General features: G+C 41.2%; 14 protein-coding genes. All 14 read left to right on the plus strand.

Annotated elements, in window-relative coordinates; genetic code table 11:
- Positions 1 to 290: 290 nt before the first annotated feature.
- Complete coding sequence (gene fadE / locus D8793_RS07925; protein WP_005590354.1) at positions 291 to 1,499, plus strand: acyl-CoA dehydrogenase FadE; 1,209 nt, start codon at positions 291 to 293, stop codon at positions 1,497 to 1,499.
- Between the two features lie 94 nt (positions 1,500 to 1,593).
- Positions 1,594 to 2,442: a 3-hydroxybutyryl-CoA dehydrogenase gene (locus D8793_RS07930; protein ID WP_048764395.1), complete on the plus strand. Its 849-nt coding sequence runs from the start codon at positions 1,594 to 1,596 to the stop codon at positions 2,440 to 2,442.
- Between the two features lie 17 nt (positions 2,443 to 2,459).
- Complete coding sequence (locus tag D8793_RS07935; RefSeq protein WP_045497409.1) at positions 2,460 to 3,638, plus strand: acetyl-CoA C-acetyltransferase; 1,179 nt, start codon at positions 2,460 to 2,462, stop codon at positions 3,636 to 3,638.
- Between the two features lie 283 nt (positions 3,639 to 3,921).
- Complete coding sequence (locus D8793_RS07940; RefSeq protein WP_125371970.1) at positions 3,922 to 4,701, plus strand: enoyl-CoA hydratase/isomerase family protein; 780 nt, start codon at positions 3,922 to 3,924, stop codon at positions 4,699 to 4,701.
- Between the two features lie 16 nt (positions 4,702 to 4,717).
- Positions 4,718 to 5,443, plus strand: coding sequence for a CoA transferase subunit A (locus D8793_RS07945; RefSeq protein ID WP_125371972.1), 726 nt, complete (start codon positions 4,718 to 4,720; stop codon positions 5,441 to 5,443).
- 1 nt (position 5,444) lies between these two features.
- A complete protein-coding gene (locus tag D8793_RS07950; protein ID WP_125371975.1) occupies positions 5,445 to 6,098 on the plus strand; it encodes a 3-oxoacid CoA-transferase subunit B in 654 nt (217 codons plus the stop codon).
- Between the two features lie 184 nt (positions 6,099 to 6,282).
- A complete protein-coding gene (locus D8793_RS07955; RefSeq protein WP_185761060.1) occupies positions 6,283 to 7,197 on the plus strand; it encodes a LysR family transcriptional regulator in 915 nt (304 codons plus the stop codon).
- A 12-nt stretch (positions 7,198 to 7,209) separates the two neighbouring features.
- Positions 7,210 to 8,322, plus strand: a complete 1,113-nt coding sequence (locus tag D8793_RS07960; protein WP_125371979.1) for an acyl-CoA dehydrogenase family protein — start codon at positions 7,210 to 7,212, stop codon at positions 8,320 to 8,322.
- Positions 8,323 to 8,325: 3 nt separating this feature from the next.
- A complete protein-coding gene (locus tag D8793_RS07965) occupies positions 8,326 to 9,240 on the plus strand; it encodes an MBL fold metallo-hydrolase (protein ID WP_048764406.1) in 915 nt (304 codons plus the stop codon).
- A 105-nt stretch (positions 9,241 to 9,345) separates the two neighbouring features.
- Positions 9,346 to 10,197 carry a ribosome biogenesis GTPase YlqF gene (ylqF, locus tag D8793_RS07970; RefSeq protein WP_125371981.1) on the plus strand — a complete coding sequence of 284 codons (852 nt, stop codon included), beginning with the start codon at positions 9,346 to 9,348 and terminating at the stop codon, positions 10,195 to 10,197.
- Positions 10,184 to 10,951, plus strand: a complete 768-nt coding sequence (gene rnhB, locus D8793_RS07975) for a ribonuclease HII (RefSeq protein ID WP_125371983.1) — start codon at positions 10,184 to 10,186, stop codon at positions 10,949 to 10,951. The genes ylqF and rnhB overlap by 14 nt, the downstream gene beginning before the upstream one ends.
- A gap of 28 nt (positions 10,952 to 10,979) precedes the next feature.
- Positions 10,980 to 11,543 (plus strand): sugar O-acetyltransferase, encoded by a 564-nt coding sequence (locus D8793_RS07980; protein WP_125371985.1) that lies wholly within the window; start codon positions 10,980 to 10,982, stop codon positions 11,541 to 11,543.
- Between the two features lie 105 nt (positions 11,544 to 11,648).
- Entirely contained in the window at positions 11,649 to 12,491 is an 843-nt protein-coding gene (gene dprA / locus D8793_RS07985; protein WP_125371987.1) for a DNA-processing protein DprA, read from the plus strand.
- 84 nt (positions 12,492 to 12,575) lie between these two features.
- The gene (gene topA / locus D8793_RS07990) at positions 12,576 to 14,669 is read left to right on the plus strand and encodes a type I DNA topoisomerase (protein WP_125371989.1); all 2,094 of its coding nucleotides are present in this window, start codon (positions 12,576 to 12,578) and stop codon (positions 14,667 to 14,669) included.
- Positions 14,670 to 14,690: the final 21 nt, after the last annotated feature.

The following is a 14,690-nucleotide window of genomic DNA, read 5'->3' on the forward strand; positions in this document are numbered from 1 at the left end:
GCCAGATGGGCTTTTTCTTTTTCAAAACTCAATATAAAAATTCAGTTTAAAGTAGATTTCTCTTCAAAATTTGTAACCGTATTCAAAGATTTTTTCCTAGTTTTTATTAGAAAAAGACCTTTCAAAGCTAGTTAAATCAATATGTATAATCTGGACTTATGCTCTTCTTAATCTTTCTTAAGTAGACACTAGGACATATTAGATATAAAATGAAAGCGTCAACAAATACTGAGCTACAAAAATGAAAGCGCTCTTATATAAATAAAAACTAGACAAAAGGAGTCAATAAAATGGCAACTAAAGAAGAAATTTTACGTGAACTATACCCTGAGGATCTTTTCCACTATGCCGATGGCTTGACATTGGGAGAAGCGGAAGTATTACAAGAAACTCGTCGTTTGATTGAAAAACATCTTCGTCCAGTCATTAATGAATATTGGGAAGCGCCTGATTTCCCATTTGAAGAATTCTATGCAGTTGCTAAAGGCGCTCAAATCATGAACAACCCTAAATTGTTCGAAGGTCGCGAAGGCAACTACAAACCATCAGAACTTTACATCGCATTCTTGTATTTGGAATTAGGCCGTTTCGATGCGTCTATAGCGACTTTCTTCACAGTTCATGGTGGACTTTGCTACAACACAGTTTTGCTTGGTGGTGACGAGCGCCAACAAAAAGAATTCCTTCCTAAATTAGCTGCATTTGACTGGCAAGGATGTTTCGCTTTGACTGAGCCGTTGTCAGGTTCTGACATTGCTGGAGGTCTTGCGACAACAGCTGAGCGTGTTGGCGATAAATGGATTTTGAACGGAGAAAAACGTTGGATCGGTGGATCAGATACAGCTGATGTGGTTCCAGTATTTGCTCGCGACGTTGAAGATGGAAAAGTAAAATGTTTCATCGTTCGTAAAGGAGCTCCTGGATATCATGCAGAACCAATCCCTCACAAGACAGCTCTTCGTTGCGTACGTAATGGACACATTACTATGAAGAACGTTGAGGTTCCAGATTCAGACCGTTTGGTAAACATCAATGGATTTGGCGATGTAGCTCGCATCTTGACATTCACTCGTGCTGACGTTGCTCACATTGCAACTGCTATCACTTGTGGCTCATACGTAGCAGCTCTTAAGTATGCTAAAGATCGTCAACAATTCAAACGTCCAATTGCTGCATTCCAAATCGTACAAGAAAAACTGGCTAGAATGCAAGCTAACGCAGTGGCAGTACTTTCATACTCAGCTCGTATTGCTGAAATGCAAGAAGCAGGTAACGAATTGATGTTGAACTCTGCACTTGCTAAGATGCACAACTCATTGGTAATGCGCGAAACAGTTGCACTTGCACGTGAAACATGTGGTGGTAACGGAATCACTCTTGAAACTGATGTAGCTCGCTTCTTTGCAGATGCGGAAGCAATCTACACCTATGAAGGTTCTCATGAAGTGAATGCTTTGATCGTAGGTCGTGAAATTACTGGTATTGGAGCATTTGTATAATAATGAATTTGGAACGATTGCTCAGCATTTGCTAGTAATCGTTCCGATTCTTTCTTTTTGAAGTTTATATTTTGATAGTAAATAGGAGAAAAAAATGAGTATTTCAAAAGTGATGATTATCGGATCAGGTCAAATGGGAAGCGGTATTGCACAAGTCTTTGCTCAATCAGGTTTCACAGTTTATCTCAATGATATCAAGGAAGAGTTTGTTCAAAGAGGGCTAGATGGTATTACTAAGCAATTGTCTCGTTCTGTTGAAAAAGGTCGTTTGTCAGAAGAAGATAAAAACAGCATTTTGGCAAATCTGATTCCTTCTACATCTTATGAAGATGCTAAACATGTTCAATTGGTTATTGAAGCGGCTACTGAAAATCGCGACATCAAATTGAGCATTTTTAAACAGTTGGATGAGTTGACTGACCCTCAAACTATTTTGGCTTCAAACACTTCATCTCTATCTATTACTGATATTGCAGCTGCGACAGTTCATCAAGAACGTGTTATTGGTATGCACTTCTTCAACCCAGCACCAGTTATGAAATTGGTTGAAGTTATCCGTGCGCTTCAAACGTCAGATGAAGTTGTAAAAGCTGTCCGTGAATTGACTGAAAAAATCGGTAAAACCGCTGTAGACGTGAAAGATTCTTATGGTTTTGTTGTGAACCGTGTCTTGATTCCAATGATCAATGAAGCTATTTTCATCTTGGGTGAAGGTGTTGCTTCAGCAGAAGAAATTGACGAAGCAATGAAACTAGGTGCTAATCACCCAATTGGCCCATTGGCATTGGCTGACTTGATCGGTCTTGATGTCTGCTTGGCTATCATGGGAGTATTGAACAATGGATTTGGAGATCCTAAGTATCGTCCTGCTCCACTTCTGAAGAAGATGGTTGAAGCTGGTAAGCTTGGTCGCAAGACTAAAGAAGGATTCTTTAAATATTAAGATATAAGGAGCAAGAAATGAAAGAAGCAGTTATTGTAGCAGCAGTCCGTACACCTCTAGGTTCTTTTGGTGGAACTTTAAAAAATGTTTCGGCTGTTGATCTAGGTAGTTTAGTTATTAAAAGTGCTATTGAACGAGCAAATTTGAAACCAGAACAAGTTGATGAAGTTATCATGGGGAATGTTCTAGGTGCAGGTCTTGGTCAAAACGTAGCTCGTCAAATGAGTGTTAACGCAGGTGTCCCAGTAGCTTCTCCAGCTTTCACTATTAACAAAGTTTGTGGCTCTGGTTTGAAAGCAGTTCAATTGGCGGCTCAAGCTGTATTGTGCGGAGATGCTGATATCGTTGTAGCTGGAGGGGCTGAAAACATGAGCCAAGCTCCTTATGTCCTTCCAAACCAACGTTGGGGCGCTCGTATGGGAGACTCTCAAGTAGTAGACACTATGCTCCGCGATGGCTTGACAGATGCCTTTGAATCTTTCCATATGGGAATTACAGCTGAAAACGTTGCTGAACAATATGGCATTACACGTGAAGACCAAGATAACTTTGCTGTGCAATCTCAAAAACGTGCAGTTGCAGCGATCGAAGCTGGTCGTTTCAAAGAAGAAATTGTTCCTGTTGAAATTCCACAACGTAAGGGTGATCCTATCGTATTTGATACAGATGAATTTCCAAGGAAAGATGCTTCTCTTGAAGGATTGGGAAAATTGCGTCCAGTGTTCAAGAAGGATGGTACCGTAACTGCTGGTAATGCTTCAGGTATTAACGACGGTGCAGCAGCAGTTGTTGTTATGAGTGCTGATAAGGCTAAAGAATTGGGCGTTCCAGTTTTGGCAACGATCAAATCTTACGCAAGCGCTGGATTAGATCCAAAAGTTATGGGTTGTGGTCCGATTTACGCATCTCGCAAAGCCCTTGAAAAAGGCGGATTTACAGTGGAAGATTTAGATTTGGTTGAATCCAATGAAGCATTTGCAGCGCAAGCATGTGCCGTTGGTAAAGAATTGAATCTTGATCCTGAAAAAGTCAATGTAAATGGTGGTGCGATTGCTCTTGGTCACCCAATCGGTGCTTCAGGCTGCCGTATTTTGGTAACACTTTTGCACGAAATGCAAAAACGTGATGTTAAACGTGGTCTTGCTACCCTTTGTATCGGTGGTGGTATGGGTACAGCGGTCATCGTAGAACGCTAGAATCTAGTTCATTTTTGAAGTTTTCCATTTGCTTCTACTATATAAACAAGTCCTATCGATGAGCCGTTTTTTGCAAGCAAGCCTTGATAGGGCTTGTTTTATTTTTCGAAAAATTAATTTGAATATCAAAACTATAAGCTTAGCTTATTGATGTATAAATGATGATTAAGTAGACGAAGTGTGAGAAATGGTATATCATAATAATGTAAGCTCTTACATTTTTGGTTTAAGTATTTGTTGACACCATACTTAGTCATTCAATTTTATAAGTAGGAGCATAAAAATGAGTAAAACTGTTTTATTAGAAGTTAAAAATGGGATTGGATATATCACTATCAACCGTCCTGAAGCTTTGAACGCCTTGAGTTCTCAAGTTTTGGCTGATTTGAATGAAGTTCTTGATCAAGTTGAGAAAAGCGAAGAAATTCACGTTGTCATCGTAACTGGAGCAGGAGAAAAAGCATTCGTCGCCGGAGCAGATATCAAGGAAATGGATTTGATGTCACCTATTCAAGCATTTGAATACATGACATTTGCAAATGATACATTTACTCGCCTTTCAGATTTACGCCAACCAACGATTGCAGTCATCAATGGTTATGCACTCGGTGGTGGTATGGAGCTAGCACTTTCAACAGATATCCGTATTGGATTTGAAAAAACAGTGGTTGGCTTCCCAGAAGTTGGCTTGGGTATTATTCCAGGATTTGCTGGTACTCAACGGATGTCTCGCTTGATTGGAACTAGCCGTGCCAAAGAACTTATCTTCACTGCTCGTACAGTGAAAGGTCAAGAAGCCTATGACTTAGGTATTCTTAACAAACTGGTTCCTGCTGAAGAATTGTTGTCTTCAGCTGAAGAATTAGCCGCAGCCATCATGAAGAATGCACCGTTAGCTGTTGAAAAAGCAAAACATGTCATTCAAGTTGGTGCGGAACTTCCTCTTAAAAATGCAATCCGTCTGGAAACAGAAGCAGAAGCCTTGCTCTTCTCTACAGAAGACAAACTAGAAGGAATGCGTGCTTTTGTTGAAAAACGCAAAGCTGTTTTCAATCGTAAGTAAAAGAGGAGGTATCAGCATGAAATCAGTTGTATCATTATCAGACGCTATTTCTAAGGTCAAATCGGGTGATATCGTTGGAATTTCTGGATTCCTCGGTGTCGGTGAACCTTTTGAATTGATTGAAGAATTAGTAAAACAAAACCAGCAAGACTTGACTTTGGTATCAGTGGTAACATCTCATCCTGGTAAAGAAGTTGGGGTTGGACGACTTTGTGAAAATCACCAAGTAAAAAAATATATTGCAGCCCACATAGGAACATCTGCAGCAGCTCAACGTGAGTATTTTGAAAAGACGATGGAAGTCGAATTTACACCGATGGGAACTGTTGTCGAGCGTCTCCATGCAGCTGGAGCTGGCTTAGGAGCTGTCTTGACCCCGACAGGAGTCGGAACAATCTTAGAAAAAGATTATGAAAAAGTGGAACGTAATGGCCTTGAATACTTGGTCTATGATCCACTTAAAATTGATGTTGCCTTAATCAAAGCGACTAAAGCTGACAAATACGGCAACTTGTATATCGATGGCACTACGAAAAACATTTCCTTGCAATTAGCACTCGCAGCAGATATTGTCATTGTTGAAGCGAATGAAATTGTTGAAGCTGGCGAAATTCATCCGAACGATATTTATATTCCGGGCATCCTTGTTGACTATGTCGTCCAAAGCTTGACTCCAGAAGAACACCATAAGATGATGGGTGATCTTTGGACAGAGACTAAAAAATTGGCGGGGGTGAACTAATATGAAAGCAAAAGAAATTATTGCAAGACGTGTTGCACAAGAATTTAAAGATGGAGATGTTGTCAATCTAGGATTTGGTATTCCAAACGCATCTGCTGACTATATTCCTGACGGAGTAAACGTTATTCTTCAGGCTGAAAATGGAGCGCTTCGCTTTGGTGAAACACCAACGAAAGATACTTACAATCCAAACTTAGCAAACTCTGGAGGAGCGCCAATTACTCTCTTACCTGGAGCAGCATTGTTTGACTTGCAGACTTCCTTCGCGATCATCCGTGGTGGACACGTTGATGCGACCGTGCTAGGAGCTTTGGAAGTCAGTCAAGATGGTAGTATCGCTAACTGGATTATTCCAGGTAAATTTGCACCAGGAATGGGTGGAGCTATGGACTTGTTGGTTGGAGCAAAACGTGTTATCGGTGCAATCCAGCATACTACTGCTGATGGCCAATCTAAACTTTTGCCAGAGTGTACTTTGCCACTTTCTGCCAAAGGAGTTCTTGATCTAGTCATTACAGAGTTGGCTGTCTTTGGTTTCCAAGATGGTAAGTTCCTCTTGAAAGAACTTGCACCTGGCGTTACCTTAGAGGAAGTGCTTGAAAAGACAGCAGGAGAAGTAATTGTTTCAGAAGACTTGAAAACGATGTCAATATAATAAGGTTAGTAAGCAATTAATCTCCTCTTTCTCTGAAAGTGTGTTACTATGTGTTTATAACAACTTGAGCGATGATTAGTTTTTAATCAGAATACTAGCAACTGGTCATCATAGTTTCGAGGGCCAGTTGCTGTTTTATTTATGGCAAATTACCTCGTAAAATTTGAAAGATGGGAGACGAAAAGTGGATATAATTCAAATGACTTACTTTATCAATATCGTCGAATGTGGATGCAATCTTTCTATCGCAGCTAAGAAAATTCATATCAGCCAGTCAGCCTTGAGTCAGTTTGTCACAAATTTTGAATCAACGGAAGGAGTCCAGCTCTTCAATCGCAGAAATGGGAGATTAGAGAGTCTGACGGAAGCTGGTGGTAAGATTTACCGCTTTGCCACAGAGATTGTCAACCGTCATGAAGAGATGCAGTCAATGATTCATATGGAAGCTCTTAAACAAAAAGGTACCTTTAACTTGGGAATTCCGTCATTGATTTTACGTGTATATTTTTCTAGTATTTTACCAAAGTTTTTACAAGGCAATCCGCAAGTCAACATTCAAGTTACTGAGGATGGAAGTAATGAATTGCGCCAAAAGTTGGTTACGGGTGATCTGAATTTTGCCGTAGTAATTGAACCTACCAACTTAGATCCCAAGAAATATGAACAGTATATCATCCAAGTTGATGAATACGTGGCTTATATGGATAAGAATCATCCTTTGGCGGACAAAGAATTATTGGAGTGGAAAGATATAGCTCAGTACGGTTTAGCGACCTTTAATAAATCATTTACAACCTACGATTTAATCACTGAAAAATTAAAGAGTAAAAAGATAAAAGCAAATTTTGCCTATTTATCATCGACATGGGATTTCTTGATAGAGTCAACTTATCAAAACGATATGATTGCACTGTTACCTCGTCCTTTAGAATATTTTGTCGATAAGAATAAATTCAAGGTTGTGCGCTTTAAGGATCCGGTTCCTTTCAACATTTGGTTCTGTCGGCCTTATAAAGCAAGCTACAATGAGGTAGAAGCATACGTATATGAAGAGCTTTTAAAAGGTTATTATCAGCCTCTTTCTGAGCCACATCCATAGGGGGGAGAATTGATGATGAAGTCCAGCACCAAAACAGCAGCATTGAGTTCATATGTAAATACAGCTATTAGAGACTACATGAAAAATCATGATGAGTCAGTCGACTTTCCTCAGGAGATTTGGGAAGTAATGACGACGGATTTGGATATTTTTTCACCGATTTTGTCAGAAGATGACCAGGCTTTGGCTTCTGATTTTATCAGCTCTATTCGAATCATTTCGAATGAGTTTCCAGCTCTTTCAACTATATTGCTGACCCAAGGTTGTTATGGTGTTTATCCGATTTTGAAGTTTGGTACGGGGCAACAGAAAGAGTGTTATCTGGACAAGTTGGTAAAGGGAACTTGTAAAGCAGGTCTTGGATTTTCTGAGTCTAAGAATCTAAATAGTTTGGCAGATTTGGAGACCTATGCGATCAAGACAGAGACAGGTTGGCAACTTTCGGGAGAAAAAGCCAAAGTGTCAAATAGCAGCATTGCGGACGTTCTCTTGGTATTAGCTAAAGTAAGGGAAACTGGAAAGCCTGATTCTTACGGCTTCTTCATTGTGGAGACGAATGCTTCGGGTGTACTCATTGGTGAGCAGATAGAAAAGCAAGGTTTACTAGGACTTCCTCTAAGTTCTGTTACCTTGGACAAGGTAAACCTGCCTGAAACTGCCTTATTAGGCGGAGTCTTGGCTGGAAATAAACAATTTAATAACATTATAAAGAATATGCAACTTGGCTTGAGTGCGGTTGCTTTAGGGGTGGCCGAAGGTGCTTTTCATAAGGGTCTTGAGTTTGCACGTGTAAAAAGAGGATTCGGCAAGCGACTGATGGATGTTGAGTTGCATCAGTACAAGTTCGCAGATCTGTACAATAAAATTTGTGCTGCAGATGCTTATTTCTCATCCTATCCTAATCAAATAGAAGAAGATTCCAAGTTTGTTGCACGGATAAAGCTATATATGACTAAGGTGGCGCTAGAGGTTACAGATGAAATTCTCCGTCTTATCGGGCCTCTACAAAAATTTGATCATGTGAATATCAAACGCTATTTTAAAGATGCTGAAATTATTGAGAATTATGGACGGTCAGGGAATTCGATCAGAAAAGAAATCGCAGAAAGATGGTTAAAGGAGTAAAAAATGACAGAACTCAAATTACAAGAGTATCAGTTTGGGGAAATGAAGCTGACTTGGTTGCGTGGAGCGGATAAGCTCACAGATGCAGGTACCTTATTTGGCCCTGTACCAAAGGTTGTTTGGTCGCGTTATTATCCAACAACAGAAGAAAATATGATGGCTGAACTGACAGATCCGATTTTGATTCAATACAAGGGGCAAAATTATTTAATTGATGCGAGTTTTGATACGGCTAAGCTTTCTGATAAACAACGTCGCAATCTAGGTATTCTTTCTGAGAGCCGTGTTGAAGAAAGTTTGGCTCTCTTGGGATTAAAACCGGAAGATATTTCTCATATTTTAATGACGCATATGCACCATGATCACTCTGGCGGTTTGACTAGACTAGATGAGAACAATCAGCTTGTTTCAAAATTCCCAAATGCAAAGATTTTTGTAAATGAGATGGAATGGTACGAAATGCGAAATCCTAATAGTCGGACAAGGGGAACTTATCTGAAGGAAAATTGGGAGCCAATCCAAGATCAGGTTGAAACCTTTACTGAATATCTGAACGTCATTCCAGAAATTCAAATGGTTCATACAGGTGGTCACAGTAATGGTCACAGCATCATCTTACTCAAACAGGGCGAGGAAACCATGATTCATATGGCTGATCTGGTGTTGACTCATGCCCATCGGAAACCTCTGTGGGTTGCTGCAGTAGATGATTATCCGATGCGCTCAATTGTTGCCAAAGACAAATGGCTCAAAGAAGCTTTTGAAAACCACTATAAGTTTTTCTTTTACCACGATCAATTTTTCGCAGTTGCTGAGTTTGATCAGACTGGCGAGGAATTTGTTGATTATGTGACTAGGATTCGTGAACCGCGAGTTCCATTCACAGATAAGCAGGATCGCAAACCGTCATTTTTATAAGAATAGAGAATCGCTTCTGTCAGTTTGAGGGAGCGATTTTACTATTTTATTCTCTATTTTTTTGGTATAATGAGATACTAGAATATTGTAAGAAAGAGGTTTTTAATGGCAACGATTCAATGGTTTCCGGGGCACATGTCCAAGGCTCGGAGACAGGTTCAAGAAAGTATTAAATTTGTAGATTTTGTGACGATTTTGGTGGATGCGAGGTTGCCCTTGTCCAGTCAAAATCCCATGTTGACTAAAATTGTTGGGGATAAGCCTAAGTTGTTGATTTTAAATAAAGCCGACTTAGCGGATCCAAACTTAACCAAGGAATGGCAGGCCTATTTTGAAAGTCAGGGAATCAAAACGTTGGCTATTAACTCTAAGGAACAATCTGCAGTTAAAAAAGTGACCGAAGCAGCTAAGAAATTAATGGCTGATAAGCTAGCTCGCCAGCGGGAAAGAGGAATTCAAATCGAAACCTTGCGGACCATGATTATCGGGATTCCCAATGCTGGAAAGTCAACGCTGATGAACCGGCTAGCTGGTAAGAAAATTGCTATAGTCGGCAATAAACCAGGGGTCACCAAAGGTCAGCAGTGGCTCAAGTCCAATAAGGATTTGGAAATTCTAGACACACCGGGGATTCTTTGGCCAAAATTTGAAGATGAAATGGTGGCTTTGAAACTCGCTTTGACGGGCGCTATCAAGGATAATTTGCTACCCATGGATGAGGTCACGATTTTCGGACTCAATTATTTCAAAGAGCATTATCCCAAGGCACTGCAGGAGCGCTTTAAGCAGCTGGATTTAGAGCTGGAAGCGCCAGATATGATTATGGATATGACCAAAAAACTGGGCTTCAGAGAGGACTACGATCGTTTTTACAGTCTCTTTGTCAAGGAAGTGCGTGATGGGCGCTTAGGTCGCTATACACTGGATACATTGGAGGAATTGGATGGCCACGATTAAGGAAATCCAAGAGCAACTGGCTCAAGTTTCTGATTTGCAGGATCCGCTTTTTAAGACTTTAAAGCAGGATGAGCGAAGCAGTGTTCAAAAGCTCTTACTCAAGCGCCAAAAAGAAATCCAAGCAGAGCTAGATGAAGACTTACGCCTAGAGTACATGCTGCGCTATGAAAAAGAACTCTATAGTCAAGGATTTCAGGCGATTGCTGGCATTGATGAAGTCGGACGAGGTCCCTTAGCTGGTCCAGTAGTCGCAGCAGCAGTCATTCTGCCTCCTAACTGCAAAATAAAAGGTCTGAATGACAGTAAAAAGATTCCCAAGAAAAAACATGAGGAAATTTATCAAGCAGTGCTAGATCAGGCTTTAGCCGTTGGCTTGGGCATTATGGACAATCAAACGATTGATCGAGTCAATATCTATGAAGCGACTAAGCTAGCCATGATAGAAGCTGTAGCCCAGCTAAAAATTAAGCCAAATTACCTCTTGATTGACGCGATGAAGTTAGACTTGCCCTTGCCCCAGCAGTCCATTATCAAGGGTGATGCTAATTCTCTGTCCATCGCTGCGGCTTCTATCGTAGCCAAGGTGACGAGGGACAAGATGATGGCGGAATTTGATCAGATTTATCCAGGCTATGACTTTGCCCAAAATGCCGGCTATGGCACCAAGCTACATCTGGAAGGACTGGAAAAATACGGTATCACACCGATTCACCGCAGAAGCTTTGAACCGATCAAATCTATGACAAGTTCATAAGAAATCCTAATCTTTTGAGGAGACAAGTATGACTAGCGAATACCAAAAAATGATTGCGGGAGAGATTTACCGACCACAAGACGAAGATTTAAGAAAAATTAGAGCCCGATCCAAAGAATTTCAATATCGTTTTAACCAAGAGCAAGACAGCGACAAGAGAAGTGCTATTATCAAAGAATGGTTTGGCAGCACAGGGGAGAATCTTGCTATGAAGCCAGATTTGGTTTGCGACTACGGAATTAACATTCATTTAGGAGAAAATTTTTGTTCTAACTGGAACCTGACTATGCTGGATGTCTGTCCTATTACCATTGGAAAGAATGCCATGCTGGGTCCCAATTGCCAGTTTCTGACACCGCTGCATCCGCTTGATCCAGTGGAACGAAATTCCGGTATTGAATACGGGGCGCCGATTAAGATTGGTGACAATTTCTGGGCTGGTGGTGGCGTAACGATTCTGCCAGGCGTGACGCTGGGAGATAATGTCGTAGTTGGAGCTGGTGCAGTGGTGACTAAATCATTCAGCGATAACGTAGTCCTAGCCGGCAATCCTGCTAAGATTATTAAGGAAATTCCTGTTCATGAAGAATAGAAGAACTCAACCATTTTCTCAAGCATTAATCGAATAAGAAACAAGGAACTGTATTGCAGTTCTTTTTTTGAACTTTTTTACGAATAAGAAAGTGAGGTGATAAAAATGAATAATTTTGAAATTTATAAAATGAAAAAAGCTGGCTTAACCAATCAACAGGTCTTAAATATCTTGAGATATGCAGAAAATAAAGAGGGAGAGCTATCTTTGCGAGACAAGGCCGTCGTCTCTGAGTGCCGCAATCCCGCACTCTTTATGGAAAAGTACAAGCGACTTGATCTACCAGCTTTGAAAGAAGAATTTGAACGTTTTCCGTCCTTTTCAATCTTGGATGATGTGTATCCTTGGGATCTATGCGAGATTTACGATGCACCGACTTTGCTATTTTATCAAGGAAATCTAAACTTGCTAGAAATGCCCAAGATAGCCATTGTCGGTAGTCGAGACAGCAGTAAGCAGGGCAATGCTGCTGTGCAGAAAATCATCAAGGAGTTGAATAATGAGCTGGTTATCGTCAGCGGTTTGGCTCGTGGGATTGATACCGTGGCCCACATGGCTGCCCTGCAAAATGGTGGCCAAACTATTGCTGTCATTGGGACGGGACTAGATGTCTTCTATCCCAAGGCCAATCAAAAACTGCAGGCTTATATTGGCAAAAATCATTTATTGCTGACGGAGTATGGGCCGGGTGAGCAACCCTTGAAATTTCATTTTCCAGAGCGGAATCGTATCATCGCTGGTCTCTGTCGAGGCGTCATTGTGGCGGAAGCAAAGATGCGCTCAGGCAGTCTGATTACTTGTGAGCGGGCAATGGAAGAGGGGCGGGATGTCTTTGCCATTCCAGGGTCAATTTTGGATGGGAAATCTGACGGTTGCCATCATTTGATTCAAGAGGGGGCAAAGTGCATCACATCAGGTTCTGACGTCCTTTCTGAGTTCAAATTTTAAAATAAGTTTTCCTATAGAAATAGTTACGAGTTGACATCTATCAAAAAATAGTTTACACTCTATGAGATTTATTTCTTATAGAAGGTGTCTAATTTGGTAACAAAAACAAAGAAAAAGTCTGCGGTCAAGAAGAATCTTGTCATCGTAGAGTCGCCTGCCAAGGCAAAAACAATAGAAAAATATCTGGGACGAAACTATAAGGTTCTGGCCAGTGTGGGGCATATTCGCGACCTGAAAAAGTCTACCATGTCCGTCGATTTTGAGAACAACTATGAGCCACAATACATTAATATTCGTGGTAAAGGTCCTTTGATTAATGACTTAAAAAAGGAAGCAAAGAAAGCCAAGCAAGTCTTTCTGGCGAGTGACCCGGACCGCGAAGGAGAAGCTATTTCTTGGCATCTGGCTCATATTCTTGATCTAGATGAAAAAGAGAAAAACCGTGTCGTCTTCAATGAAATCACAAAAGATGCGGTCAAGAATGCTTTTAAAGAGCCGCGTCAAATTGATATGGATTTGGTCAATGCCCAGCAAGCTCGTCGGGTTTTGGACCGTTTGGTTGGTTACTCCATTTCTCCGATTCTTTGGAAGAAAGTTAAAAAAGGCCTGTCAGCTGGTCGGGTGCAGTCTGTCGCCCTCAAGCTGATTATCGATCGGGAAAATGAAATCAACGCCTTCAAACCAGAAGAATACTGGACGATTGACGGAACTTTCAAGAAAGGAACTCGTCAGTTTCAGGCCAGCTTCTATGGTATGAATGGTAAAAAGATGAAGCTGACCAACAACGATGAGGTCAAAGAAGTTCTGTCTCACCTCAAGGGTGATAACTTTACAGTCGACAGTGTCGAAAAGAAAGAGCGTCGACGCAATGCTCCGCTGCCCTACACGACTTCCTCTATGCAGCAGGATGCCGCTAATAAGATTAATTTCCGAACTCGTAAGACCATGATGGTGGCTCAGCAGCTCTATGAAGGGATTAATATCGGTTCTGGCGTACAAGGTCTGATTACGTATATGCGTACCGACTCGACTCGTATCAGCCCAGTAGCGCAGAATGAAGCAGCTAGCTTTATTACGGATAAATTTGGTGCTAAATATTCTAGACATGGCAGTAAGGTGAAAAATGCTTCGGGTGCCCAAGATGCCCATGAGGCTATTCGTCCTTCCAGCGTTTTCAATACTCCAGAAAGCATCGCAAAGTATCTGGATAAGGATCAGCTTAAGCTCTATACGCTGATTTGGAACCGTTTTGTAGCCAGTCAAATGACAGCAGCAGTCTTTGATACAATGAATGTTAAGCTGGGGCAAAATGGTGTCCAATTTGCTGCCAACGGCAGTCAGGTCAAGTTTGATGGCTATCTGGCTATTTACAACGACTCTGACAAGAATAAAATGTTGCCAGATATGGAAAAGGGTGATACCGTCAAGCGTGTCAATACCAATCCAGAACAGCACTTTACGCAACCACCTGCACGTTATTCTGAAGCGACTCTTATCAAAACTTTGGAAGAAAATGGTGTTGGCCGGCCGTCTACCTATGCACCGACCATTGAAACCATTCAGAAACGATATTACGTTAAACTGGTTTCCAAGCGCTTTGAGCCGACAGAATTGGGTGAGATTGTTAATTCTCTGATTGTCGAATTCTTCCCAGACATCGTAAATGTGAAATTTACAGCCGAAATGGAAGCAAAACTGGATGATGTAGAAGTTGGCAAAGAGCAGTGGCAGAAGATTATTGATGAATTTTACAAACCTTTTGAAAAGGAAGTGGCTAAAGCTGAGTCTGAAATGGAAAAAATCCAAATCAAGGATGAGCCAGCCGGTTTTGACTGTGAAGTCTGTGGCAGTCCCATGGTCATCAAGTTGGGGAGATTTGGCAAATTCTATGCCTGCAGCAATTTCCCAGATTGTCGTCACACTCAGGCTATCGTCAAGGAAATCGGCGTGACCTGCCCACAGTGCCAAAAAGGTCAAGTTATCGAGCGTAAGACTAAACGAAATCGCATTTTCTACGGCTGTGATCGTTATCCAGACTGTGATTTTACATCTTGGGACAAGCCCGTTGGACGCAACTGTCCAAAATGCGACCACTATCTAGTTGAAAAGAAAGTTCGCGGTGGTGGTAAGCAAGTGGTCTGCAGCAATGGCGACTATCAAGAAGAAAAAGTGAAATAGTTGTATTGTTCAATCTATTTA

Source organism: Streptococcus cristatus (genome assembly GCF_003943465.1).
Lineage (GTDB): Bacteria > Bacillota > Bacilli > Lactobacillales > Streptococcaceae > Streptococcus > Streptococcus cristatus_C.